Origin of the sequence: Actinomadura craniellae, assembly GCF_003289645.1 — a bacterium.
In the GTDB taxonomy this organism is placed as follows: domain Bacteria; phylum Actinomycetota; class Actinomycetes; order Streptosporangiales; family Streptosporangiaceae; genus Actinomadura_D; species Actinomadura_D craniellae.
In genome coordinates this window covers 80,848-104,819 of sequence record NZ_QLYX01000002.1, presented here as the reverse complement: position 1 = coordinate 104,819, position 23,972 = coordinate 80,848, and the positions used below count along the sequence as shown (strand labels likewise).

General features: G+C 74.5%; 27 protein-coding genes. 18 read left to right on the top strand and 9 right to left on the bottom strand.

What is annotated here, in order from left to right:
* Window positions 1-339 precede the first annotated feature (339 nt).
* The 3 genes from DPM19_RS04100 (at window position 340) to DPM19_RS04090 (ending at window position 2,823) form a co-directional block, all read left to right on the top strand.
* Window positions 340-1,011 (top strand): hypothetical protein, encoded by a 672-nt coding sequence (locus DPM19_RS04100; protein ID WP_146778733.1) that lies wholly within the window; start codon window positions 340-342, stop codon window positions 1,009-1,011.
* The gene (locus DPM19_RS04095; RefSeq protein WP_111863456.1) at window positions 989-1,933 is read left to right on the top strand and encodes a hypothetical protein; all 945 of its coding nucleotides are present in this window, start codon (window positions 989-991) and stop codon (window positions 1,931-1,933) included. Before DPM19_RS04100 ends, DPM19_RS04095 begins: the two co-directional genes overlap by 23 nt.
* A gap of 227 nt (window positions 1,934-2,160) precedes the next feature.
* On the top strand, window positions 2,161-2,823 hold the full coding sequence (locus DPM19_RS04090) for a DUF6518 family protein (protein WP_199484843.1): 663 nt from the start codon (window positions 2,161-2,163) through the stop codon (window positions 2,821-2,823).
* A 212-nt stretch (window positions 2,824-3,035) separates the two neighbouring features.
* Here the strand turns inward: DPM19_RS04090 and DPM19_RS04085 are convergent, their stop codons facing one another.
* Window positions 3,036-3,878, bottom strand: coding sequence for a PaaX family transcriptional regulator (locus DPM19_RS04085; protein ID WP_158566690.1), 843 nt, complete (start codon window positions 3,876-3,878; stop codon window positions 3,036-3,038).
* Window positions 3,879-4,017: 139 nt separating this feature from the next.
* On the opposite strand from DPM19_RS04085, the gene DPM19_RS04080 reads away from it, so the two are divergent.
* Genes DPM19_RS04080 through DPM19_RS04070 form a run of 3 tightly spaced genes read left to right on the top strand, consistent with a single transcriptional unit; the run spans window position 4,018 to window position 6,322 of the window.
* Complete coding sequence (locus tag DPM19_RS04080; RefSeq protein WP_325050194.1) at window positions 4,018-4,953, top strand: SDR family NAD(P)-dependent oxidoreductase; 936 nt, start codon at window positions 4,018-4,020, stop codon at window positions 4,951-4,953.
* Window positions 4,950-5,843, top strand: a complete 894-nt coding sequence (locus DPM19_RS04075) for an amidohydrolase family protein (RefSeq protein ID WP_199484842.1) — start codon at window positions 4,950-4,952, stop codon at window positions 5,841-5,843. Before DPM19_RS04080 ends, DPM19_RS04075 begins: the two co-directional genes overlap by 4 nt.
* A gap of 20 nt (window positions 5,844-5,863) precedes the next feature.
* On the top strand, window positions 5,864-6,322 hold the full coding sequence (locus DPM19_RS04070) for a MaoC family dehydratase (RefSeq protein WP_111863454.1): 459 nt from the start codon (window positions 5,864-5,866) through the stop codon (window positions 6,320-6,322).
* A gap of 138 nt (window positions 6,323-6,460) precedes the next feature.
* On the opposite strand, the gene DPM19_RS04065 is transcribed toward DPM19_RS04070, so the two are convergent.
* Window positions 6,461-7,276 (bottom strand): IclR family transcriptional regulator, encoded by an 816-nt coding sequence (locus tag DPM19_RS04065; protein ID WP_199484841.1) that lies wholly within the window; start codon window positions 7,274-7,276, stop codon window positions 6,461-6,463.
* Window positions 7,277-7,280: 4 nt separating this feature from the next.
* Window positions 7,281-8,765: an acyl-CoA synthetase gene (locus DPM19_RS04060; RefSeq protein ID WP_111863453.1), complete on the bottom strand. Its 1,485-nt coding sequence runs from the start codon at window positions 8,763-8,765 to the stop codon at window positions 7,281-7,283.
* Window positions 8,766-8,898: 133 nt separating this feature from the next.
* Here DPM19_RS04060 and DPM19_RS04055 point away from each other — a divergent pair, with 133 nt between their 5' ends.
* The 10 genes from DPM19_RS04055 to DPM19_RS04015 all read left to right on the top strand — a co-directional run bounded on the left by DPM19_RS04055 (window position 8,899) and on the right by DPM19_RS04015 (window position 17,784).
* A complete protein-coding gene (locus DPM19_RS04055) occupies window positions 8,899-9,660 on the top strand; it encodes an IclR family transcriptional regulator (RefSeq protein ID WP_111863452.1) in 762 nt (253 codons plus the stop codon).
* Between the two features lie 70 nt (window positions 9,661-9,730).
* Window positions 9,731-10,966, top strand: a complete 1,236-nt coding sequence (gene pobA / locus DPM19_RS04050; RefSeq protein ID WP_111863451.1) for a 4-hydroxybenzoate 3-monooxygenase — start codon at window positions 9,731-9,733, stop codon at window positions 10,964-10,966.
* Window positions 10,963-11,631 carry a protocatechuate 3,4-dioxygenase subunit beta gene (gene pcaH / locus DPM19_RS04045; protein ID WP_111863450.1) on the top strand — a complete coding sequence of 223 codons (669 nt, stop codon included), beginning with the start codon at window positions 10,963-10,965 and terminating at the stop codon, window positions 11,629-11,631. Before pobA ends, pcaH begins: the two co-directional genes overlap by 4 nt.
* Window positions 11,631-12,077, top strand: a complete 447-nt coding sequence (locus DPM19_RS04040) for a dioxygenase family protein (RefSeq protein ID WP_199484840.1) — start codon at window positions 11,631-11,633, stop codon at window positions 12,075-12,077. Before pcaH ends, DPM19_RS04040 begins: the two co-directional genes overlap by 1 nt.
* Window positions 12,078-12,121: 44 nt before the next feature.
* Entirely contained in the window at window positions 12,122-13,300 is a 1,179-nt protein-coding gene (locus tag DPM19_RS04035; protein WP_233509846.1) for a lyase family protein, read from the top strand.
* Entirely contained in the window at window positions 13,297-14,082 is a 786-nt protein-coding gene (gene pcaD / locus DPM19_RS04030; RefSeq protein ID WP_233509845.1) for a 3-oxoadipate enol-lactonase, read from the top strand. Before DPM19_RS04035 ends, pcaD begins: the two co-directional genes overlap by 4 nt.
* Window positions 14,079-14,468, top strand: a complete 390-nt coding sequence (pcaC, locus tag DPM19_RS36065) for a 4-carboxymuconolactone decarboxylase (RefSeq protein ID WP_233509844.1) — start codon at window positions 14,079-14,081, stop codon at window positions 14,466-14,468. Before pcaD ends, pcaC begins: the two co-directional genes overlap by 4 nt.
* On the top strand, window positions 14,465-14,719 hold the full coding sequence (locus DPM19_RS04025) for a hypothetical protein (protein ID WP_111863448.1): 255 nt from the start codon (window positions 14,465-14,467) through the stop codon (window positions 14,717-14,719). The genes pcaC and DPM19_RS04025 overlap by 4 nt, the downstream gene beginning before the upstream one ends.
* Before the next feature lie 8 nt (window positions 14,720-14,727).
* Complete coding sequence (locus DPM19_RS04020) at window positions 14,728-16,344, top strand: amidohydrolase family protein (RefSeq protein ID WP_111863447.1); 1,617 nt, start codon at window positions 14,728-14,730, stop codon at window positions 16,342-16,344.
* Window positions 16,345-16,407: 63 nt separating this feature from the next.
* Window positions 16,408-17,784 (top strand): hypothetical protein, encoded by a 1,377-nt coding sequence (locus DPM19_RS04015; RefSeq protein ID WP_111863446.1) that lies wholly within the window; start codon window positions 16,408-16,410, stop codon window positions 17,782-17,784.
* On the opposite strand, the gene DPM19_RS04010 is transcribed toward DPM19_RS04015, so the two are convergent.
* The 6 genes from DPM19_RS04010 to DPM19_RS03985 all read right to left on the bottom strand — a co-directional run bounded on the left by DPM19_RS04010 (window position 17,770) and on the right by DPM19_RS03985 (window position 22,411).
* The gene (locus DPM19_RS04010; protein WP_199484839.1) at window positions 17,770-18,219 is read right to left on the bottom strand and encodes a hypothetical protein; all 450 of its coding nucleotides are present in this window, start codon (window positions 18,217-18,219) and stop codon (window positions 17,770-17,772) included. The genes DPM19_RS04015 and DPM19_RS04010 overlap by 15 nt on opposite strands.
* A complete protein-coding gene (locus tag DPM19_RS04005; RefSeq protein ID WP_111863445.1) occupies window positions 18,216-19,448 on the bottom strand; it encodes a molybdopterin-dependent oxidoreductase in 1,233 nt (410 codons plus the stop codon). Before DPM19_RS04005 ends, DPM19_RS04010 begins: the two co-directional genes overlap by 4 nt.
* Window positions 19,400-20,041, bottom strand: a complete 642-nt coding sequence (locus DPM19_RS04000; protein WP_111863444.1) for a class I SAM-dependent methyltransferase — start codon at window positions 20,039-20,041, stop codon at window positions 19,400-19,402. Before DPM19_RS04000 ends, DPM19_RS04005 begins: the two co-directional genes overlap by 49 nt.
* The gene (locus tag DPM19_RS03995) at window positions 20,038-20,676 is read right to left on the bottom strand and encodes a TIGR04282 family arsenosugar biosynthesis glycosyltransferase (protein ID WP_111863443.1); all 639 of its coding nucleotides are present in this window, start codon (window positions 20,674-20,676) and stop codon (window positions 20,038-20,040) included. Before DPM19_RS03995 ends, DPM19_RS04000 begins: the two co-directional genes overlap by 4 nt.
* Window positions 20,673-21,317 carry a glycosyltransferase family 2 protein gene (locus DPM19_RS03990; protein ID WP_111863442.1) on the bottom strand — a complete coding sequence of 215 codons (645 nt, stop codon included), beginning with the start codon at window positions 21,315-21,317 and terminating at the stop codon, window positions 20,673-20,675. Before DPM19_RS03990 ends, DPM19_RS03995 begins: the two co-directional genes overlap by 4 nt.
* 83 nt (window positions 21,318-21,400) lie before the next feature.
* On the bottom strand, window positions 21,401-22,411 hold the full coding sequence (locus DPM19_RS03985; protein ID WP_111863441.1) for an NAD-dependent epimerase/dehydratase family protein: 1,011 nt from the start codon (window positions 22,409-22,411) through the stop codon (window positions 21,401-21,403).
* Between the two features lie 271 nt (window positions 22,412-22,682).
* Here DPM19_RS03985 and DPM19_RS03980 point away from each other — a divergent pair, with 271 nt between their 5' ends.
* Window positions 22,683-22,922: a sigma factor-like helix-turn-helix DNA-binding protein gene (locus DPM19_RS03980; RefSeq protein WP_233509843.1), complete on the top strand. Its 240-nt coding sequence runs from the start codon at window positions 22,683-22,685 to the stop codon at window positions 22,920-22,922.
* 49 nt (window positions 22,923-22,971) lie between these two features.
* Window positions 22,972-23,928, top strand: coding sequence for a serine hydrolase (locus tag DPM19_RS03975; RefSeq protein WP_111863439.1), 957 nt, complete (start codon window positions 22,972-22,974; stop codon window positions 23,926-23,928).
* Window positions 23,929-23,972 lie beyond the last annotated feature (44 nt).

Below are 23,972 nucleotides of genomic sequence, written 5' to 3'. Positions count from 1 at the left end.
TCGTCCGGCGGGCCTCGCCGGCCCGCCCCGGATGGTGATGATGGTATTGCGCAGGGTAATCATCGGCAAAGCGGATTCCATGGAGCGGCTGGTCCCGCATGCCAGGAATATCCTTTTTTTGGTCAGTCTTGCCGGTGATTTCTGGGGGGCCATTTTGGGTGGGTCACTGTTTGGTCGGTCCGCGGCAGTCTTCGTCGGACATGAAATGCCACGACAAATATGGGCAAGGGGTCTGATACTTGCCTGGTGAATGTGTTCCGGTTCAAGAAGGCGGTGTTGGCGGTATCGGTCCCGCTGGCCGTCGTAGCATGCGGCGGGCCACCCGACCGGGGCATTGCGGTGACCCCCGCGCCGCTCGGCCCGACCTCCGGACAGCCGTCGTACGGGGCGGAGGTCTCGCCGCCGCCGTCCGTGGGGCCGTCCGCGCAGCCCTGGACCACGCCGAGAGTGCCCAGCCTCAGCGGCTCGCGGCTCGACAACCGCACCCCCAACGGCACGTGCCTGGTGATCTGGGCGGCCGATTCGGTGCGGATCGAGAACGTCCACTTCCGGACCTCGTACCCGCCGGTGGCGCGGGACGCCTCGGAGCTGGACGCCGAGGTCCGGCAGCGGGCGAAGTTCGCCACCGTGAACTACCGGGCCGCTCCGCAGTGCACGGGCGGCGCGGAGCTGGGCGGAGGTCCGCAGGGCCGGCAGCCCTGCGCGCCCGGCAGGATCATCGACTCGAGGGCGGGCTGCGCGGTGGAGCCCGACTTCACGGCGGGCGATCCCCAGCCCGCCCTGCCGGCCAGGTACACCACGACGATCACCTGGAGCCTCTCGAAGGGGTGCACCGACGCCGCCAGCGGGCCGTGCGCACGGCTTCAGGGCGGCGTGCAGCCGTCTTCCGGCCGTCCGGTACGCGCTTTCTGGCAGGTGACCACGACCGTCGCCAGCTGCGTGCTATGGATCGACTATCCCGAAGGGGTCAACCGCGGGGAGGGCGTCGTTGCCCAGTGCCCCGGCTCGTAGAAGGGCCGAACAGCGGCGCCGTGCCGCCGAGGAGGCCGCACCGGCGGCGGAACCGGCGCCGGACTGGACCCAGCGGCTGACCGCCCTCGGCACCTTCGGCCCGCCGACGACGCTCGTCGCCGGTGTCCTGATCTGGTACGGCTACGTCGCCACCCTGCAGCGCTTCCGGTACTTCGGGGTCGACCTGAAGCTCACTGGCTTGTCCAACCAGGACCTGCTGCTGTACGGCCTGGAGGTGGCCTACCCGGCGGCGACCCTGCTGCTGCTGATCACGCTCGGCGCGCTGGGGGCGCACCTTTTGATCCGAGGGATCGTCCTCCCCACCCGGCCAGGGCTGGCCCGCGGGATCGCGCTCGCCCTCGCGCTGGCCGGCGCGGCGCTGGCGGTCCGGGCGCTGGCCGGCGTCTTCTGGCCCCGGGTGGCCGAGAACGAGACCCCGGGAATCACCCCGCTGTCGCTGACCGCCTGCGCCCCGCTGCTGGTGTACGCGTTCTGGCTGGCCCGCCAGGCGGGCGACGGCGGGTGGCGGGACCGGCCGGTGATGGGCGAGGTGCAACGCGGCGGGCGCCTCGTGGCGATCGCCCTGGCCGTGGTGGGCCTGTTCTGGGCCGCCAACAGCCTCGCCGGCGAGGTCGGCGTCGCCCGCGCCTACGACGACGCCCGCAACTTCCAGAAACTGCCCGAGGTCGTCCTGTACACCAAGGAACCGCTGACCGACGCCCCCCACCAGGAGGACTTCGGGGAGAAGGTCGCCTTCCGGTACCGCTACCGGAACCTGCGCCTGCTCACCGCCTCGGGCGGGAGGCTCTTCCTTGTCCCCCTGACCTGGCGGCCCACCGACACCACGGCGCGCGTCTCGACCTTCGTGATCCCCTACGACGGGAGCGTCCGGCTCCAGCTCCTCCCGCAGTCCCGCGGCTGAACCGCGGCGGGTGGCCTGGGACTGGAGCTGCAGCGGGCCCGATGGGAAGCCGGTCACCCACTCGGCGGTCTCGTCCATCATGATCTGCGACAGGTCCAGGACGAAACCGCGCAGCAGGTCCAGGTACCACTGGACGTCTGGACGGCCGGGCCGCCCGCCGCCAGCGCCTCCTGGGCGTTGCGCGCCGCCCAGTCGAGCTGGAACCCCTTCGCTGGTTATCGTGCCTCATGGTCGATTTGCCGCAGAGCGTGGTGTCCCCGTCGTCCCCCGCCGCCGGCGAGGCCGGATCCGGTTCGGCCCGGTTGTGGCGGGTGGTGGCCTGGGCGATCGGGGCCGGGCTTGCGGTCGGTGTGCTCACCAACATCGGACAGGGACTGCTGCCCGGCGTGTGGAACCAGTTCGTCAACTCCGGGGCGGTCTGGGTGGTGGCCGCCTTCGTCACGGGCCTGCTGCTGCCGGGCCGGGGACGGTGGACCGTCATCGCTGGGGTCGGTACCCAGGCTGGTGCCGTCGTCGGCTACTACGGATACGCCGAACTGGTCCGTGACGGCATGGGAGATCTGTACGCACCAGCGGTGTGGCTGGCGGCGGCTCTGGTGGCCGGGCCGATCTTCGCCACGGCCGGGTCCTGGACCCGCGGCGACCGGCGCTCCCGCAGGGTGCTGGGGGCCGCCGTACTGGGCGGCGTGTTCCTCATGGAAGCCATCAGATACCAGTGGGTTCTCGAGTACACCGCTGAGGCGGGAGTCTTCGCCGCCCTCGGTCTCCTGCTGCCGCTGTTGCCTGGCCGTACCGGCCGGGATCGGTGGCAGTCGGTACTGGCCGCCCTTCCCCTCGGCCTGGTGGCGTTCGGCGTGGAGCAGGTCCTGCTTGCCATCGTGGGGCTGTGAACCCCGAGGGGAGCCACCGCCGGGCCTGCGTCCGGCCGCCCGGTCTTCCCGCCTGTCGCCGGTGCGACGCCGATGATCCGGGCGCCCGCCGACGTCCTCTGGTGGCAGGCTCTTCCGCCTGACCGGCGGCGACATCCGACGGCGCGGCGTCCGCTTGGATGGGCTGCGGCCGGCGGGAGAGGAGCGGAAGAACGGGCCCGGCCGGTTCGGGGTCAGGGGTCCAGCAGGGCGGCGAACTCGGCGATGGCCGGGGACTCGATCCGGTCGTGCAGGCCGTGGAAGGCGGCCGTGGAGCGGGCGGCCGGCCAGTCGGCGGCGAGGTGGGCGGCGGGCAGGCCGGGGTCGGTGCGCAGCAGCCGGATCCAGTCGGCCAGCAGCCGGGCGAGCTGGGGGAGCGTCTCGGGCTCGGGTTCGGTGCCCTCCCAGCGGCGTAGGAACTCCTCGTGCGCGGCGCGTAGCTGCGGCAGGGCCCAGGCTTTGCGGATCATGGCGTCCACCCGGGCCGGCGGGCGGGGGACCGCGCTGAACGCGCCGACCGCCTCGTCGTCGGCGATCTCGGGCAGGTCGCGCAGCAGGGCGGTAACGTCGACGGTGCCGGGAGCGATCCACAGGCCGTCGCGCAGCGGCCCGAAGCCGGCCCAGCTCAGCCGGGTGCGCAGCCGGTGCCGCACGTCGCGGCGGCTCTCGGGCAGCGAGAAGGCCAGCAGCGTCCAGACGTCCCCGGCGTGGTCGAAGGGGGTGTGCGACAGGATGCGGTCTTCGCCCTCGCGCAGCACCTCGCGGGAGCGGTCGGTCAGGGTGAACGCCGTCTCGCGGCCGACCCGGCGCCGGGCGAGCAGGCCGCGCTGGGCCATCCGGCTGAGCGTGGCGCGGGCGGCGACGTCGCTGACGCCGAGCCGGCCGAGCAGGTTCAGGAAGACCCTGGTGGGGACGGGCCGGTCGTCGAACCGGTCGAGCACCACCGAGCCCAGGAACGCGAGGACGAGATCCTGGGGCTTGCCCCGCTGCGGCTCGACCTGCCCCGCCGTGGTCTTGGCCTCCACCCGGTGGCTCACCCGCCTTTCCCGCACCCGATCGTAAGTGGTTCGTTCCACCATCATGTTGGACGTCTCATTGACGAGCGTCGAGATGGAGTCTAACTTCAGGATGCCGCGCCCGGCGCGGCTTTCGCACTGAAGACGACGAGGTGGGCGAGTGAGCGAGCGTATCGATCTGACAGGGAAGGTGGCGGTCGTCACCGGTGCCGGGCGCGGGCTCGGCCTGGCGTACGTCACCGCGCTGGCCGCGGCCGGCGCGGCGGTCGTGGTGAACGACGTGGACGAGCAGGCCGCCGCCGCGGCGGTGAAGACCGTCACCGAGGCCGGCGGCCGGGCCGTCGCCGAGGCCGGCCCGGTGGGCACCGCCGAGGTGGCCGACCGGCTGGTGGCCCGCGCGGTGGACGAGTTCGGCCGGCTGGACGTCCTGGTCACCAACGCCGGGATCCTGCGTGACCGGGTGCTGTGGAAGATGTCCGACGAGGACTTCGACGACGTGATCCGGGTGCACCTGCGCGGCACCTTCACCTGCGCCCGGGCCGCCGCCGTCCGGATGCGCGAGCAGGGCGAGGGCGGCACCATCGTCCTGGTCGCCTCGCCCGCCGGCCAGCGCGGCAACTTCGGCCAGACCAACTACGCCGCCGCCAAGGCCGGGATCGCCGCGATGGCGCGCACCTGGTCGATGGAGCTGGGCCGGGCCGGCATCACGGTCAACGCGATCGTGCCGGTGGCGGCCACCGCGATGACCGAGACCATCCCCGCCTTCGCCCCCTACATCGAGGCGTGGAAGAACGGCGCCCCGCTGCCGGACTGGATCCGCCACGACGAGGGCTTCGGCACCCCCGAGGACTGCGCCGCGGTGGTGCCGTTCCTGGCGTCCGAGGCGGCCCGCGACGTCACCGGGCAGTGCATCGGCATCGGCGGCGACCGGCTCGCGCTCTGGTCGCACCCGCAGGAGGTCGCGGCCGACTTCGCCGCGGGCGGCTGGACGCCCGAGGCCATCGCCGAGCGGTGGGCGCAGGGCGCGGGCCGCGAGCCGCAGACCGTCGGCATCGCCCCGCCCAAGCCGCCGCAGGACGCGGAGGCGGCCCGATGAGCGGCATCGGCAGTGGCATCGACGTGGACCGGATCGTCGCCATCGACGTCCACACCCACGCCGAGGTGTCGGAGAAGGGGGAGACCTCCCTGTCCGACGACCTGATGGAGGCGTCGGGGGCGTACTTCAAGGCCGGCGGACACCGCAAGCCCACCCTCACCGAGCTCGCCGCCTACTACCGCGAGCGCGACATGGCGGCCGTGGTGTTCACCGTGGACGCCGAGAGTGCGTTGGGCACCCCCGGGGTGCCCAACGAGGAGGTCGCCCTTGCCGCGCAGGCCAACTCCGACGTGCTGATCCCGTTCGCCAGCATCGACCCCTGGAAGGGGCGGGCGGGCGTCCGCGAGGCCCGGCGGCTGGTCGAGGAGCACGGGGTCAAGGGGTTCAAGTTCCACCCCAACCTGCAGGCGTTCTTCCCTAACGACCGGATGGCCTACGAGCTGTACGCCGCACTGGAGGAGCTGGGGGTGATCGCCCTGTTCCACACCGGCCAGACCGGGATCGGGGCGGGGCTGCCCGGCGGGGGCGGTATCCGGCTGAAGTACTCCGACCCGATGATCGTGGACGACGTCGCCGCGGACTTCCCCGGGCTGAAGATCATCCTGGCCCACCCGTCGTTTCCCTGGCAGGACGAGGCGCTGTCGGTGGCCACCCACAAGCCCAACGTCTACATCGACCTGTCGGGCTGGTCGCCGAAGTACTTCCCGCCGCAGCTGGTGCGCTACGCCAACACGCTGCTCAAGGACAAGGTGCTGTTCGGCTCGGACTACCCCGTCCTCACCCCCGACCGCTGGCTCGCCGACTTCGCCGAGCTGGACATTAAGCCCGAGGTCAGGCCGAAGATCCTCAAGGACAACGCGGTCCGGCTGCTCGGCCTCGGCTCCGACTGAAGAAACCAGGGAGAACCCCCATGGCACTGCTCCTCAAGGACCTGGACGAGCTGGTGAAGCTCGGTACCACCGACCTGGGTGTCAGCGACTGGATCGAGATCGACCAGAAGCGGATCGACACCTTCGCCGACGCTACGAACGACCACCAGTGGATCCACGTGGACCCCGAGCGGGCCGCCGCCGGCCCGTTCGGCGCGCCGATCGCGCACGGCTACCTGACGCTCTCGCTGTTCATCCCGCTCTACAGCGCCCTGCTGGACGTGGAGAACGTCACCACAAAGATCAACTACGGGCTGAACAAGGTGCGCTTCCCGGCCCCGGTGCCGGTCGGCTCCCGGGTGCGGCTGCGGGCGAGCCTGGCCTCGGTGGAGGAGGTGGCCGGAAACGGCGTGCAGATCACCGTGGACGGCACCATCGAGATCGAGGGCGGCACCAAGCCCGCCTGCGTCCTGCAGAGCGTCACCCGCTTCTACCGCTGAGCCGAGGGAGCGAGCGGAGTGGGCCGTGAGGGACGAGCGGTCCGCGGAGTGAGTGAGGTGAAGCGGCGGCCGGCACCGCTGAGCCGAGGGAGCGAGCGGAGTGGGCCGCCCCCGCCCCGGGGCGGCCCGGCTTCCGCGTCACCCGCGTCCGGCCCCCCGGACGCTCGGCGCCCCCAGTGCCCGCGACACGCCCCGGGCCGCCGCGCGGACGGCTGGGACGTACGCGTGGGCGGGGAGCCCGCCGGTCGGCACCACCACCGACAGCGCCGCCACGGCGGTGTCGTCGGGGCCGTGGATCGCGGCCGCCACCGACAGCGCGACGAGTTCGACCTGGCCGTCGCTGACGGCCACCCCGGTGCGGCGCACCTCGGCGAGGGCCCGCCGCAGTTCGGCGCCGGAGGTGATGGTGCGGGGGGTGAACCGGCGCAGCGGTCCGGCGATCGCCCGCTCCTGGACCTCGGTCTCGGCGTGCGCGAGCAGCGCCAGGCCCACCCCGGTGGCGGGCGCCGGCCACCGGCCGCCCACCCGGGTCAGCACGTTCACCGCGCTCCGCCCGGAGATCTTCTCCAGGTAGACCACGTCCGGGCCGTCGAGCACGGCGAGCTGCACGTTCTGGTGCGTCGCCTCGTAGAGGTCCTCCAGGAACGGCATTGCGGCCTCGCGCAGCCCGACGCCGCGCGGGGCGAGCGCGGCGACTTCCCACAGCCGCAGCCCGATCCGGTAGACGCCTCGCTCGTCGCGCTCCAGCGCGCCCCACCGGGTGAGCGTCCCGGTGAGCCGGTGCGCGGTGGCGACGGGCAGGCCGGTCGGGCGGCTGATCTCCGACAGGGTCATCTGGGGGCGTTCGGGGGAGAACGCGGCCAGGATCGTCAGCGCCCGCTCCACCGAGGAGGGACGGCTCGCCGGCGGCGGCCAGGGCTCCGGGGTGGTCCGGGGGGCGGGGCCGGCGGCCACGGGCTCAGCTCCGCCGCAGGTGCTGTTTGAGCACTTTGCCGGACCCGCCGCGCGGCAGTGCGTCCACCACCTCGACGTACTTGGGGATCTTGTACTTGGCGAGTTTGCCGGCCAGCGACTCCAGTAGCCGGCCGGGCTCCAGCGCGATGCCCTCCCGGGGCACCACGAAGGCCTTGCCGACCTCTCCCCAGGTCTCGTCCGGAACGCCGATCACCGCGCACTCGGCGACGGCCGGGTCGCCCGCCAGCGCCCGCTCGACCTCGGCCGGGTAGATGTTCTCCCCACCCGAGATGATCATGTCCTTGATGCGGTCGTAGATGTAGAAGAAGCCCTCGTCGTCGAGGTAGGCGGCGTCCCCGGAGCGGAACCACGCGCCCTCGGCGAAGACCTCGCGGGTGGCGTCGGGCCGCTTCCAGTAGCCCTTCATCACGTTCGGGCCGCGGACCTGGATCTCGCCGGGCTCACCCGCCGGCGGGGGAGAGCCGTCGGGGCCGACCAGCCGGGCCTCGGTGAAGAAGGACGCCTTCCCGGCCGAGCCGACCCGGTCGGCGGCCTCCGGGCCGAGGAACAGCACCCCGGGCGCGGCCTCGGTCATGCCGTACCCCTGGAGGAAGGTCAGGCCGCGCTCGCGGTAGGTCTCGATCAGCGCGCCGGGCACCGGGGCCCCGCCGCACTCCAGGATCCGCACCGACGACAGGTCCGCGTCCGCCCAGCGGGGCGCCTGGCTCATCGCGGCGAACATGGCGGGCACCCCGAACATGAACGTCACCCGGTGCTTCTCGATCAGGTCGAAGGCGCCGTCGGGGGAGAAGGACGGCATGATCACCGCCGCGCCGCCCTTGATGAAGGTCGGCAGGCAGGTCATGCCCAGTGCCGCCGCGTGGAACATCGGCGCGCTGACCAGCGTCACCTCGTCCCGCGTCAGGTCGATGTCGAGCAGCACGTTGACGCAGTTCCAGGTGAGGTTGCCGTGCGTGAGCATGGCGCCCTTGGGCACGCCGGTGGTGCCCGAGGTGTACATGATCATGCACACGTCGTCGTGGCCCACCGTCTCGTCCAGCAGTTCGGGCCGGCCCTCGGTCAGCAGGTCCTCGTAGTCCTCGGCCAGGGACACCAGGTGCCGGACGCGGACGTCCAGCCCGGCCACCAGGGGCGCCTGGTCGGGCGCGTAGACCAGCATCTCCGCACCGCAGTCGTCGAGGATGTACTCGAGCTCGGGCCCGGCCAGCCGGAAGTTGAGCGGGACGAAGACCGCGCCCGCCGCCGCGGTGGCGAACAGCGTCTCCAGGAACGCGGGGTGGTTGGGGCCCAGGTAGGCGACCCGGTCGCCGGGGGAGATCCCGCGGCCGCGCAGCGCGCGGGCCAGCCGGGCCACCCGCTCGGCCAGGTCGCCGTAGCTGGTCGCCCGGCCCTCGAAGATCAGTGCCGTCCGCTCGGGGGCCATCCGGGCCCGGCGGGCCGGCCACGAACCCAGACCCTGATCGCGCACGCGGCTACCTCCTGGAATGCGGGCGGTGGCCGCCCGACCTGATCACGGACGGGGGTGAAATTAGGCTTTTTCTTGACGACAGTCAATACTCTGCCGAACATTGATCTGGGGTACCAGGCCGGGGAGGGGGCCCATGGGCGATCCGGCGAGCCCGCCCAGCGTGGCGGGCAAGGTGATGGCGATCCTCGCCGCGTTCCTGCCCGGCGACGTGCGGCTGACGCTAACAGAGATCTGCCGCCGGGCCGGGCTGCCGCTGTCGACCGGGCACCGGCTGGTCGGCGAACTGGTCGGCGGCGGGTTCCTGGAACGGCTGCCCGACGGCTCCTACCGGGTGGGCATGCGGCTGTGGCGGATCGGTGCCCAGGCCACCGAGCCCCGCGAGCTGCGCGAGCTGGCCCTGCCCTACATGGAGGACCTGTACGCGGCCACCCGGGAGAACGTCCAGCTCGCGGTGCTGAGCGACGACCAGGCGCTGTACGTGGAGCGGCTGCGCGGCCCGCGGTCGGTGCCGATCGTCACCCGGGTGGCGGCCGAACTGCCGCTGCACGCCACCGGCGTCGGCAAGGTCCTGCTGGCCTTCGGCCCGCCCGAGCTGACCGACCGGGTGATCGCCGCCGGGCTGCACCGGCACACCCCGCACACCATCACCGACCCGGTCCGGCTGCGCGCCGAGCTGGCCCGGATCCGCGACTCCGGAGTGGCCGGCACCGACGAGGAGATGTCCCTGGGCTCGCGCTCGGTGGCGGTCCCGGTGCGGTCCCGGGGGCGGGTGGTGGCCGCGCTCTCGCTGGTCACCCGCCGGCACGCCGGGGACATGCGGCTGCTGGCGCCGGCCCTGCTCACCGCCGCCCGGGCGCTCTCCCGCGACCTCGACGCCGAGGCGGGCTTCCGCTGAGCGGAAGGAACGGTGACGGTGCGTTCGCCCGTTCGGGAAGGATCGGAACATCCTTCGTCCTGGAGCGTTCATGCGTACTCAAGTCGGGATCATCGGGGCCGGACCGGCCGGCCTGCTGCTGTCCCACCTGCTGCACCTGCGCGGCATCTCCTCGGTGGTGCTGGAGACCCGCGACCGGGAGTACGTGGAGCGCCGGGTCCGGGCCGGGGTCCTGGAGCAGGGCACCGTCGACGTCCTGAACGAGGCCGGGGTCGGGCACCGGATGCGCCGCGAGGGCCTGCCGCACCACGGGATCGAGCTGCGCTTCGGCGGCGCCGGCCATCGGATCGCCTTCGAGCGGCTGGTGCCCGGCCGGTCGATCACCGTGTACGGGCAGCAGGAAGTGGTCAAGGACCTGATCGCCGCGCGGCTGGCCGCGGACGGCGAGGTGCTGTTCGAGGTCTCCGACGTGGTGCCCGACGGCTTCGAGACGGACAAGCCCGCGATCTCCTTCACCCGGGCCGACGGCGAGCGCGTCCGGCTCGACTGCGACGTGATCGCCGGCTGCGACGGCTTCCACGGGGTGTCCCGGCCCGCGATCCCGCCGGGGGTGCTGTCGGTCTTCGAGCGGGACTACCCGTTCGCCTGGCTCGGCGTCCTCGCCCAGGTGCCCCCCTCCGCCGAGGAACTGATCTACGCCCAGACCGACCGGGGATTCGCGCTGCACAGCATGCGCTCCCCGACGATCAGCCGCTTCTACCTCCAGGTGCCGCCGGACGAGCCCGTGGCGAACTGGCCGGACGAGCGGATCTGGGCCGAGCTGCGCACCCGGCTGGAGACCGTCCCCGGGTTCGCGCTGACCACCGGCCCGATCATCGAGAAGAGCGTCACCCCGATGCGCAGCTTCGTGGCCGAGCCGATGCGCTGCGGGCGGCTCTACCTCGCCGGCGACGCCGCGCACATCGTGCCGCCCACCGGGGCCAAGGGCCTCAACCTGGCGGTGGCCGACGTGCGGCTGCTCACCGAGGCGCTGGCCGCCTGGTACGCCACCGGCTCCACCGACCTGCTCGACGGCTACTCGGACACCTGCCTGCGCCGGGTCTGGCGGGCCCAGCACTTCTCCTGGTGGATGACGACGCTGCTGCACACCTTCGACTCCGACGACGCCTACGGGCGGCGGCTGCAGCGCTCCTACCTGGACTACGTCACCTCCTCCGACGCGGCGGCGGCGACGCTGGCGGAGAACTACGTCGGCCTGCCGTTCGAGGACGTCCCCGCCGACATTCCAGCCGTTCCACCCGCGTTCCCGGAAGGCCACCGGCCATGACCCACCCTCCGTACCTGCACCCCGACTACCGGGGCACTACGCTGCGCGCCCCCGCCCGGGACCTGGTGCCGGTGCCCTACGACCCGGAGACCGTCGAGCTCACCGGCCCGGTGTACGGCTCGACCGACGTGGACCCCGCCGAGAGCGACCTGACCCGGGGCCACGCCGGGGAGCCGCTGGGGGAGCGGATCATCGTGACCGGCCAGGTGCTCGACCGCGCCGGGCGGCCGGTGCCGGACGCGCTGGTGGAGATCTGGCAGGCCAACTCCGCCGGCCGGTACGTGCACTCCGGCGACCGGCACCCCGCTCCACTCGACCCCAACTTCACCGGAGCGGGACGCTGCCTGACCGACGCCGCGGGCCGGTACCGGTTCGTCACGATCAAGCCCGGCGCGTACCCCTGGCGCAACCACGCCAACGCCTGGCGGCCCGCGCACATCCACTTCTCGCTGTTCGGCCGGGCCTTCACCCAGCGGCTGGTCACCCAGATGTACTTCCCCGGCGACCCGCTGTTCGCGTTCGACCCGATCTTCCAGTCGATCCCGGACGTCAAGGCGCGGGAGCAGCTGATCGCCGGCTTCGACCTGGCGACCACCGAGCCCGAATGGGCACTGGGCTACGTATGGGACATCGTGCTGGACGCCGTCCCCTTCGAGGAGCAGTGATGCCGACCCCGTCGCAGACCGTCGGACCGTTCTTCCACTACGCCCTGCCCTACGAGGGCGGCCCGGAGACGGTGCCGCCCGGCACGCCCGGCGCGATCGTGCTGCACGGCCGGGTGCTCGACGGCGCCGGCGACCCGGTGCCGGACGCGCTGGTGGAGATCTGGCACCCTGACGCCGGCTTCGGCCGCTGCCCCACCGGTGCGGACGGGGAGTACCGCTTCACCACCGCCCGCGCCCCCTACCTGGCGGTGCTCGTCTTCGCCCGGGGGCTGCTCAAACCGGTCGCCACCCGCGCCTACCTCGCCCCCGACCCCGCGGACCCGCTGCTGGCCGCGGTCGACCCCGCCCGCCGGGACACCCTGGTCGCCGCCGTCGCCGGGCCCGGCGAATACCGTTTCGACGTGCACCTGCAGGGCGAGCGGGAGACCGTCTTCCTGGCCTACTGAGCCTTCCCGGCCTGCTGGGCCGGGCCGGAGCCGAGAGGAGACCCGTGCCGCCCGAGATCCGGCCGGACCCGCCGTCCGCCGACGTGGGGCTGCTCGCGCCGGCGCGGGCCGGCGCGTCCGCCTCGACCGGCGACGCCGCCTGGGTGCGGGCGCTGCTGGACGCCGAGGCCGCGCTGGCCCGCGCCCAGGCGCGGGCCGGCACCGTACCCGCCGCCGCGGCCGCCGAGATCACCCGGGTGGCGGCCGGGCTGCGCCCGGACCCCGGAGCGCTGGCGCTGCGCGCGCTGGAGACCGGCAACCCGGTGGTGCCGCTGCTGGCGGAGTTGCGCGCCGCCCTGGACCCGGCGGTCGCCGGGCACGTCCACCGCGGGGCCACCAGCCAGGACATCGTCGACACCGCCACGATGCTGGTGGCGCACCGGGCCCTGGAACCCGTCCTGGCCGCGCTCGACCGGACGCTGGCGGCGCTCGCCGGGCTGGCCGGCCGGTACCGCGACACCCCGATGCCGGCCCGCACCCTCGGCCAGCGCGCGGTGCCGACCACCTTCGGGCTGAAGGCGGCGGGCTGGCTGCTGGGCTGCCTGGACGCCCGCGAGGAGCTCGACCGGGCCCGCCGGGCGCTGCCCGTCCAGCTCGGTGGCGCGGCCGGGACCCTCGCCGCGCCCGCCGGGCCCGAACTGCTGCCGCTGTACGCGGCGGAACTCGGCCTGGCCGAGCCCATCCTGCCCTGGCACACCCGGCGCGCCCCGGTGCTGCGGCTGGGCGCCGCGCTGGCGGAGACCTCGGGGGCGCTGGGCAAGCTCGCCACCGACGTGATCTGGCTGGCGCAGACCGAGGTGGGCGAGGTCGCCGAGCCCGCCGCCCCCGGGCGCGGCGGTTCCTCGATCATGGCGCACAAGCGCAACCCGGTGCTGTCGGTGCGGGTGCGTTCGGCCGCGCTCCAGGTGCCCGCCTACGTCTCGGTCCTGGCGGCCTCGGCGGTCGGCGAGCACGAGCGGCCGGTCGGGGCCTGGCACGCGGAGTGGCAGCCGCTGCGCGAGACCCTGCGGCTGGTCGCGGGTGCCGCCGACGCCGCCGCCGAACTGACCGGCGGTATGGTCGTCCACCCCGACCGGATGCTCGCCGGCCTCGCCGGGCTCGACGGCACCACCGGGGCCGCCGCCGAGCTGACCGACCGGGCCCTGGCTCACTACCAGGCCCACTACCACCGGAGGAAGCCATGACGTCCCCGTCCCCGCAGCGCCCCGCGCGGCTGCACCACCGGGTGGACGGCCCCGACGGGGCGCCCGTGCTGGTGCTGGGCCCGTCGCTGGGCAGCACGCTGGAGCTGTGGGACCCGCAGTTGCCCGTGCTGGCGGAGTCCTGGCGGGTGATCCGGTACGACCTGCGCGGGCACGGCGGCTCGGAGGTCGTCCCCGGCCCGGCCACCCTGGCCGACCTGGCCGGGGACGTGCTGGCCCTGCTGGACGGGCTGGGCGTCGAGCGGTTCGCGGCCGCCGGCATTTCGCTGGGCGGGGCCATCTCCGTCACGCTCGCGCTGGCGGTGCCCGACCGGGTCGGCGCGCTGGCGATGTGCTGCTCCGCCGCCCGGTTCGGCGAGCCCGCGATGTGGCACGACCGGGCGGCCGCGGTGCGCGCCCAGGGGATGGACGGGATCGCCGAGGGGGCGCGGGGCCGCTGGTTCACCCCGGCCGCCGACCCGGCGGTGGCCGACGCCGCGATCGCCATGATCCGCGGCATCGACCCCGAGGGGTACGCGACCTGCTGCGAGGCGCTCGCGGACTACGACGTGACCGCAGACCTGCCCGCGGTCGCCGCACCCACCCTGGTGCTCGCCGGCGCCGCGGACCCCGCCGTCCCGGAGCCGGTGGCGCGGGCGCTCGCCGGCGGGATCCCCGGCGCCCGGCTGACCGTCCTCCCGGGCGCCGCGCACCTGGCCAACCTGGAACGCCCGGTCGAGTTCACCGCCGCCCTCGCGGCCCACCTGGGGGAGTACTGGAAATGAACCCGGCCGACGAGCCCGACGAGCGGCGGCACGCCGCGGGCATGAAGGTCCGCCGCGAGGTGCTGGGCGACGCCCACGTCGACCGCGCGACGGCCCGCACCACCGACTTCACCGCGGACTTCCAGGACCTCATCACCCGGTACGCCTGGGGCGAGATCTGGACCCGCCCCGGCCTCGACCGCCGCACCCGCAGCTGCATCACCCTCACCGCGCTGGTGGCCGGCGGCCACCACGACGAGCTCGCCATGCACGTCCGCGCCGCCCTCCGCAACGGCCTCACCCCGGACGAGATCAAGGAGGTCCTGTTGCAGGCCGCGATCTACTGCGGGGTGCCGGCGGCCAACACCGCCTTCGCCATCGCCCAGCGGGTCCTGGCCGAGGGGTGAGCCGCGGCTACGGCCGGGATCTGGCACTGGCCCTGGCCGTGATCATCGTGCTGGCCCACCTGCTGTTGCTGCTCAGCCTGGCGGCCTGGGAGGATCCCGAACCGCCCGCGCCGGACCCCACCGGGGTCCCCGTCCAGGAGATCTCCCGGACCGGCCAGGACGGGGCCCAAAATGCGAAACCCTTTCAGGTTTCATTGATCCCGGCCGTGTGCCGTTTTACAGTGCGGGCGGCGGTTCCCCCCGAACTGTGAGGTGCGCGATGTTCCGTCGCCGTCCCGGGATCCGAACGCTCGCCGCGGTGCTGTGCGCGGCCCTCGCCGTGGGCCTGGCCCAGGCCCCGGCCGGCGCGGCGCCGCCGGAATCGGAGGTCAACGCCGTCGGGGAGCCGTTCACCGGCACCGCCCCGGACGGCTCGGTCCGCGGGTTCGTCGACGCGCACAGCCACCTGTTCTCCTACGAGGCGTTCGGCGGCAGGATGCTGTGCGGGCGGCCGTTCCACCCCGAGGGCATCACCAAGGCGCTGGCGGACTGCCCGGACCACCTGCCCAACGGCGAGCTCGCCCTCATCGAGAACCTGCTGCGGCACGGCTCCCCGCTGGGCACGCACGACCCGGTCGGCTGGCCCACCTTCGAGGACTGGCCCGCACCCGACTCGCTGACGCACCAGCAGGCGTACCACAAGTGGGTCGAGCGGGCGTGGCGCGGCGGCCTCCGCCTCATGGTCAACCAGCTGGTCGCCAACCGGCAGCTGTGCGAGATCTACCCGCTCAAGCAGAACACCTGCGACGAGATGGAGATCCTGCGGGTCCAGGCCCGCCGGACCCTCGAACTGCAGGAGTACATCGACGAGCGCAGCGGCGGGCCGGGCCGGGGCTGGTTCCGGGTCGTGCGCACCCCCGCCGAGGCCCGCCAGGTCATCACCGGCGGGAAACTCGCCGTGGTGCTCGGCGTCGAGACCTCCGAGCCGTTCGGCTGCCGCCAGACCTTCGGCATCCCGCACTGCACCCGGGGACAGATCGACCGCAGGCTGGACGAGCTGCACGCGATGGGCGTGCGGAGCATGTTCCTGTGCCACAAGTACGACAACGCGCTGTGCGGAGTTCGCTTCGACTCCGGCGCCCAGGGGGTCATCGTCAACCTCGGCAACCTGCTGAGCACCGGGCGCTTCTGGCAGGCCCGCACCTGCACCGGCCCCGAGCACGACAACCCCATCGAGCCCGGCGGAGTCATCCCCGACTTCCTCGCGGGGCTCCTCCCGCCGCCGCTGTACCCGCCCGCGCCGCACTGCAACGTCCACGGCCTGACCGGGCTCGGCGAGTACGCGCTCCAGGGCATGATGCGGCGGGGCATGATGATCGACATCGACCACATGAGCGTCAAGGCCGCCGACCGCACCCTCGACCTGCTGGAGGCCGCCGGCTACCCGGGCGTCCTGTCCTCGCACAGCTGGATGGAACCGGCCTACCAGCACCGGATCTACGCCCTGGGCGGCATGATCACCTCCTACGGGTTCGGCTCCGAGCGGTTCACCGAGGAATGGCGCCGCACCGAGCACCTGCGCGACGAGCACGGCGTCCCCGGCTACGGCTACGGCCTGGACGCCAACGGCCTGGGCGCCCTCCCACCGCCCCGGGCCGGCAACGCCGGCAACCCCGTCCGCTACCCCTTCAGGTCCTTCGACGGCGGCGTCACCCTGGACCGGCAGCGCACCGGCCAGCGCGTCTGGGACGTCAACACCGACGGCGTCGCCCACTACGGGCTGGTCCCCGACTGGATCGAGGACCTGCGCCTGGTCGCCGGCGACCCCATCGTGCGGGATATGGCCGCCGGAGCCGAGTCCTTCCTGCGCACCTGGCAGGCCGCCGCGAGCCGCTGAGACTTCCTTACGAGGCGGTGACGCGTCGGCGGGTTCGGGTCCGGCCGGATCTAGGTTGGGCGGGTGACCGCATGTGAGAGCACCCGGCGCGGCTCCGGCCGCTCGGCGGGCCGCCCGCGGGCCGGGTGGATCGCCGTGGCCTGCTGGGCTCTGCTGATCGCGGGAGCGTTCATCGTCGGGTACCTGCTCCGCCGGGCCGGGCTGGCGACCGAGGACGACCTGCCGCCCCTGCACGCCCAGGCCCGGTTGCTCACCTGGCAGTTGCTGCCCGCGGTGGCGGTGGCCGCGCTGGTCGTCGCCGCGTTCCCGGTGGCGGCGCGCCGGCTGGCCTGGCGTCCCCTGCTCCTGGTGTCCTGGGCGGCGGCCGTGGGCTGGGCGGTCGCGCTGGCGGCCGCCGACGGCCCCGGCGCGCTCGCCGCCCCGCTGAACGCTCCGACCGAGTACCCCGCCGGGCTCGCCGCGGTCCGGGCCGACCCGCTGCACTGGCTGCGGACGTTCACTGAGGCGCTGCCCGCCTACCCCGTGCACACCCGCGGGCACCCGCCGCTGCCGATGCTGGTGCTGTGGGGCTGGGAGGCCCTGGGGTTCGGCGGCACGGGCTGGGCCGCGGCCCTGATCATCGCGGTGGGGGGCTCGGCGGTCGCGGCCATCGCGATCACGATCCGTTGCCTGGCCGGCGAGCCGGCGGCACGGCGGGCGCTGCCGTTCCTGGTGCTCGCCCCGCTCGCGCTGTGGATCGCCACCGCGATGGACGCCTTCTTCCTCGGCGTGGCGGCGTGGGGGACGGCGCTGGTCGCGCTGGCGGTCCGGCGCGAGGAGCGGGGGGGCCGGGGGCGCCTGCTCGCCGCCGCGGCCGGCGGGCTGCTGCTCGGCACGCTGCCGTACCTGAGCTACGGGCTGCTGCCGCTGTTCGCGGTGCCGCTGGCCGTGCTGCTGGTCGGGCGCCCGCGCCGGGCGGCCGTCGCGGTCCTGCTGGGCGGCATGGCGGTGGTCCCGGCCGCTTTCACCCTGGCCGGGTTCTGGTGGCCCGACGGGGTGGCCGCAACGCTCGACACCTACCTCGTCAGCGGGGGTTCGGCCCGCCGCTCCTACACCTACTTCCTGGTCGCGGACTTCGCCGTGCTCGGGCTGCTGACCGGTCCCGCCGTCGCGTACGCGCTGCCGGCGGTGGCGGCGGCCGCCCGCCGTGCCGCCCGCCGCCGCCCGGTGCCCGCCGCCTGGGCCACCGGGGTCGCGCCGCTGGTGGGGGCCGCGCTGCTGGGCACGCTCGCCCTGGCCGTCTCCGGGGTGACCCGGGGAGAGGTCGAGCGGATCTGGGTGCCGTACGCCGCCTGGATCGTCGTCGCCGCGGCCCTGCACCGGCCGCCGGCCCGCGGCTGGCTGGCGGCACAGGCGCTGACCGCCGTGGCCGTCCAGGCGCTGGTGCTATCGGAGTGGTGACCGGCCCCGGGATTTCCGCCGCCGGCGCCGCCACCACGTGGCGGCCGACGCCGCACCGGTCGCCGCGGCGACCAGGGCGAGGACGAGCAGCAGGTTGGCGCCGTAGTCCAGGGGGAGGACGGAGGGGTTGTCGGGGCGCCGCCCGTACCCGAGGACCACGGGCAGCGCCACCAGGGCGACGGTCCCGCCGATGGCGAGCCCGGCCTGGACAGGCCGGCGGTAAGGACCGGGAATCCAGGTGGTGGCCGCCCCGACGGCTAGGACCGCGGGCACCAGCAGCAGGTCGTGGACGAGGGCGGCGCCGGCGAACCACACCGCCCACGCGGCGGGCCGGGTGTCGGCGGCGTGGGCGAGCAGCCCGGCCGCGCCGACACCGATCAGCGCGATCCCGGCCGCGCGGACGAGGGCACCGGCCCCCGGCGGCCTGATCCTCATGGCGCGGTCACCACCAGCCGGGTCACCCACTTGGTCTGCAGGACGCCGGGCCGGTTGGGGGCGATCAGCCGGCACGGCCGGCCGTGGTCGAGGTCGAGGGGTTCACCGTTGAGCCGCAGCGCGAGCAGGGTGAGCGGGTCGTGCCAGTGCGGCGGATCGACCGTCGAGGTCCGGTACCGGCCGCCCCGCTCCAGGGACTCCACCCGGACCCGGGCGCCGTCGGGCGCTCCGGCCCGCCGCAGCAGGTCGCGCAGCCGCACACCGCTCCAGGTCCCCTCGGCGCTCCACCCCTCCACGCAGGAGATCGGCAGCCGCGCCGTCCGCTGCGGCAGCGCCTGCAACTCCGCCAGGCTCAGCGACAACTCCCGGGCCACGTCGCCGGTGACGGCCAGCCGCCAGCCCGGATCGACGGCGGCGGCGGTGACCCCCGCCGCCGCGGCGGACTTGTTGACTGGCAGCCCCTGGGGTCCCACGCCGGGCCGGCGGGGCGCGAGCACCGCCAGCCGGGCCAGCGGCGTGAACGCCTCCCCGGCCGTGGTGAGGGCGACCAGCCCGCAGGCGGCCGCGACGGAGGCGAAGAAACCGCGCCGCGTCCGGTCCTCGGCCGAGCGGGGCCGGAGCGGCCGGTCCAGGGAGCCGCCCGGAACGTGCCGGCGCACCTTGGCCCACTCGTCGGCGGCGTGGATGAGCAGCGCCCCGAAGAGCACGTAGGCAGTCCAGTAGTGGGCGGTGGTGAAGAAGAACGGGAACGGGTACCAGTAGGCGATGTTGAGCACGCCGGTGCCGACCTGGAACAACGCGCCCGCGACCAGCAGGAAGATCAGGCCGCGCCCGACCGCGTGCCTGGGGGAGCGGAACGGCGGCCACCGCCAGAGCTTCGGGTAGACCGTCCAGAGCTTGGCCAGCAGCAGCGGGACGGTCGCCAGCCCGCCGATCACGTGCAGTCCCTGGGTGAACCGGTAGAGGCCCACCGGGCGCGCCGGCCAGGCGGCCCAGCCGGGTGGGTGCTGCATGAAATGGCTGATCAGCCCGGTGACGAACGCGACCGTGAAGCTGATGCCCAGCCAGACACCGAGCCAGGCCGCGACCCGCTCGCCGTGCAGCGCGCTGGTGAACCGGTCGCCGACCGTGGCCGGGACGGTGCTCGCCCGGCCGAGCGACCGCCGGATCCCGGGGCTGTTCAGCCGGCCGGTCGTGCGGCGGTCCGGTGTGCGAGGACGGCGAAGCATCGTCCGGCCTCCTCCCAGTGGTCGGTCAGGCGCATGCCGCACCGGGCGGCGAGCGCCGGGGCGTCGTCGAGGGCCAGGTGCGCCCAGTCGAACCACGGGGTGCGACGCTCCGCGGCGACCAGACGGACGCGCTCGACCCGGCTCCGCCCGCCCCGGGGCTCGACCTCGACGAGCGCGCGGCCGTCCGGAGCGAGCAACTGGGCGACCCGGTGCAGCAGCGCCCCCGGATCGCCGCCGATGCCGACGTTGCCGTCGGCGAGCAGTACGGTCCGCCACCGCCCGGTGCCGGGGACCCGGTCGAAAACGTCCCGGTGCAGTGCCAGCCCGCCCGCCGCGCGGGTCATCTCGACCGCGTACGGGGTCACGTCGATGCCGAGCGAGGGCAGGCCGAGCTCGGCCAGCGCGACGGTGAGCCGGCCCGGCCCGGAGCCGACGTCCAGGGTCGCCCCGGAGCACCGCAGCAGCAGGCCCGCGTCCCCGGGCCGGGCGCGCAGCCAGTCCGCCACCCGCAGCGGCCGGCGCCGGCCGTCCGCCGACTCGATCTCGGCGGTTCCGCGACCGGCCAGCGCCGCCGCGTACGGCTCGCCGATCACGCCGGAGCCTCCCGCCGGTACCGGTGGAACGCGGCGGCGAAGGCACCGCCGGGCGCCTGCGCCGCGACGAGTGCGGCGTCGGCGGCGGTGTCCACGTCGGTCAGCTCCGGAGCCTTCGCCACCGCCAGGCCCGCGCCGCGCAGCCGGGCGAGTTGCCGGGCGCCGGTGTCGGCCCGCGACATCGGGACGCCGCGCAGCAACGCCGGATCGGGTTCGCGCAGCCCGAGCAGCCAGAAACCCCCGTCGGTGGCGGGCCCGAACACCGCGTCGTGGGTGCGCAGCGCGTCGCCGGCGGCGGCCAGCAGGCCGGGTGTCACCTGCGGGGTGTCCATGCCGATCAGCACCACCGGCCGGCCCGCGTGGGCGTCGTCGAAGGCGTGCGCCAGCCGCTCGGCCAGCCCGTCCCCGCGCTGCCCGGTCACCCGGACACCGGCGGGCAGCCACGGCCCGGGCCGGCCCGCCAGGCAGACGGTCCGGACGGCGGCGGGCGAGCCGGCCACGGCGGCCAGCGTGTCGGTCAGCGCGGCCTCGGCCAGCGCGGCGGCCTCGCCGGGGGTGTACGGCGGGGTGAGCCGGGTCTTGGCATACCGCGGCCGGGGCTCCTTGGCGATGACCACCACGTCGAACGCGCTCACGCCGCCAGCACCCGCCGCATGTCGCGGACGGCGCGCAGGGTGCCGCGGACGGTCCCGGTGACCTTGGACCGGCCGCGCCGCGGCAGGTACGCCACGTCGATCTCGGTGATCCGGTAGCCGCGCTGCGCGGCCCGCAGCACCATCTCCAGCGGGTAGCCGAACCGCGGGTCGCGCAGGTCGAGCGGGTGCAGGTTGGCGCGCCGGATCGCCCGCATCGGCCCGAGGTCGCGGACCCGCAGATCCGGATGGCGGCGGTTCAGCGACGCGGCGAGGACGGCGTTGCCGGCCCGGGCGTGGACCGGCCATGCGGACCGGCGCACCGGGCGCCGCCGGCCGAGCACCAGGTCGGCGCCGGCCAGCGCCGCGACCAGCCGCGGCAACTCGGCGGGGTCCAGGGAGGCGTCGGCGTCCATGAAGCACACGACCTCACCGGTGGCGGCCCGCACGCCGGCCTGGCAGGCGGCGCCGAAGCCGCGCCGAGCCTCCCGGACCACGTCCGCGCCGTACCGGGCGGCGACCTCGGCCGATCCGTCGTCGGAGCCGTTGTCGACCACGATCGGCCGGAAGCCGTCGGGCATCCGGGAGAGCACCCAGGGCAGCGCCTCCGCCTCGTTCAGGCAGGGCAGCACGACATCGGTCATGCGATCGACGCTAGGCCCGGATCCCCGTGGCAGACCCTTACGAAGCGGTGACGGGCCGACGGTTTTGCCCGGTCATATCCGGGTCATCGCGGTTCGTTCACCGGCCGGCGGGCGAACTCCGCCAGGCCCGCCTCGAAGGACACCGCGGCGGTGAACCCGAGCTCGCGGCGGGCGCGTTCAGGGGACGCGACGATGTGGCGGACGTCGCCGAGCCGGTACTGCCCGGTCACCACGGGGTCGGGGCCGCCGCAGGCCGCGGCGAGGGCCCGGGCCATCTCGCCGACCGTGCGCGGGTCGCCGCTGGCGACGTTGTACGCGCGGAACGGGCGCGACCACGCCGACTCCAGCGCGAGCACGTTGGCCGCGGCCACGTCACGGACGTGGACGAAGTCCCGCCGTTGTGCCCCGTCCTCGAAGACCTCGGGCGCCGCGCCGCGCTCCAGGGCGGACCGGAAGATGGCCGCCACCCCGGCGTAGGGGGTGTCGCGCGGCATCCGGGGCCCGTACACGTTGTGGTAGCGCAGCGCGATCACCCGGCCGCGGGTCGCCCGGGCCCACGAGGCCGCCAGATGTTCCTGGGCCACCTTGGTGTCGGCGTAGACGTTGCGGGGGTCCAGGCCGGTGGACTCGCCGATCGTGCTCGGCTCCAGCGGGGCGCCGCACCGCGGGCACCCGGGCTCGAACCGGCCCGCGGCCAGATCTTCCTCGGCCCGTGGCGGGGCGGGCGTCGGCCCGTGCTCCGGGCAGGTGTAGCGGCCCTCCCCGTACACCACCATCGACGAGGCCAGCAGCAGCCGGCCGACCCCGGACCGGGCCATCTCCGAGAGCAGGACCGCGGTCCCGAACGCGTTCACGGAAGTGTAGGCGGGCAGGTCGTGGATGTCGGTGCCCAGCCCGACCATCGCCGCCTGATGGCACACGGCGTCGGCTCCGGCCAGGCACCGGGCGACCCGCTCCGGGTCGCGCACGTCCCCGGCGGCCGTGCCGGCCGCCGCCCGCAGGTCGAGCCCGACGACCTCGTGGCCCGCCGCGGCCAGCGCCTCGACGATGTGCGATCCAATGAAACCCGCCGATCCTGTCACCAGTACTCGCATGATCGTGACGCTAGCCCTCCGGTGCGGGCCGGCGGGGCGTGGCAGGGGCGACGTCCTGGAACGGTAAGGAGTTGTCGCGGGTTCACCGGGCTCCGATATCAGGGACTTAGTCGTGGATTAAGAGCGCCATAAGAGGCTTGGTCGGAGGCGGGGAGCGTGCCAGCTTGAGGGGGTGACACAGCGCCGCACGACCCCGTACCCCACCGATGACCGTCACGTGTCCGGCGGGTTCGAGGACGGGTGGGCGCACCGCCGACGGTGGGAGGACCCCGTGCGTTCAGCGAACGTGTCCCAAGCGCTGCACAGCCTGTCGTCCGCGCACCGGGAGATCCTGGTCGAGACCTACTTCCGGCGCCGCTCCGTCAACGAGGCCGCGAGCGTTCTCGGACTGCCCGTCGAAACCGTCAAGACCCGCGTCTACGAGGCGCTGCACGCCCTGCGCGCCGCCCTGGACGCCGTCGACCCGCCACGCCCCGCCCGGCCCCGCTGGTACGCCGAACCCGGCACCTGACCTCGCCGGATTCCCACCTCCGGGTGGGCGGATCTGGTAGGCAGAGGCGGTGAGGTCCTTCAGGCTGCTCGTGGCGGCGGGCGTGGCGCCCCTGCTCGCCGGCTGCGGAATGCTCGGCCCGGCGAGCGCGCCGCCCGCCGCCGAGCCGGCGGCGCCCACTTCCGCTTCCGCCGCGCCGACTCCCGCGCCGACCCGCCCGGCGGTGCGGGCGCCCCGGGTGCCGGCCGGGGTGACCGCGGGGTACGTGCTGTACGACCGGCAGACCCGGCGGGTGGTGCTGCGCGGGAACGAGCGCCGGACCATGCGGTCGGCGTCCGTGGTCAAGGTGCTGATCGCGCTGGACTACTTCGCCGCGCGGCCCGCGTCCGCCCCCGTCCCGGCGGCCGACGCGGCGATGCTGCGGCCGATGCTGCGCTCCAGCGACGACCGGGCCGCCACCCTGCTGTGGCGGCGGGGCGGCCAGGGCGCGATCATCGGCCGGATGCGCGCCCGGATCGGGCTCACCGACACCGCGCCGCCCCCGGCCGACAAGCCGGGGTTCTGGGGGTACACCGCCATCAGCGCGCTGGACATCGCCCGGACCTACCGCTACCTGCTGGAGCGGGCGCCGCGCCCGGCCCGCACGTTCATCATGACCCAGCTGCACCAGGCCACCCAGTGCGGGGTCGACCGGTTCGACCAGTACTTCGGCGTGCCCCGGGCGCTGCCCCGGCCGTGGGCGGTCAAGCAGGGGTGGTCCGGCTTCGGCGACGTCCCCGCCGTCCCCTGCACCGGGCCCCGCGCCCCCGGGGTGAGTCCCGCCGCCGGCGGCGGTCCCGCCTTCCACCCGGTGGCGGCCCCCGACCTGGGGCTGGGCCGCCCGGTCCTGCACACCACCGGCACCTTCGGCCAGGGCGACCGGTACGTCCTGGTGCTGCTGACCCTGCAGCCCGCCGGAAGCCCCTTCCAGGCCGCGGCCACCCGGGTGACCGGGCTCGCCCGCCAGATCGGCCGCGCCGCCGGCTGACCGGCGGAAAACGGATCGCGCCGGGCGGGGGTGGGGGACTAGCG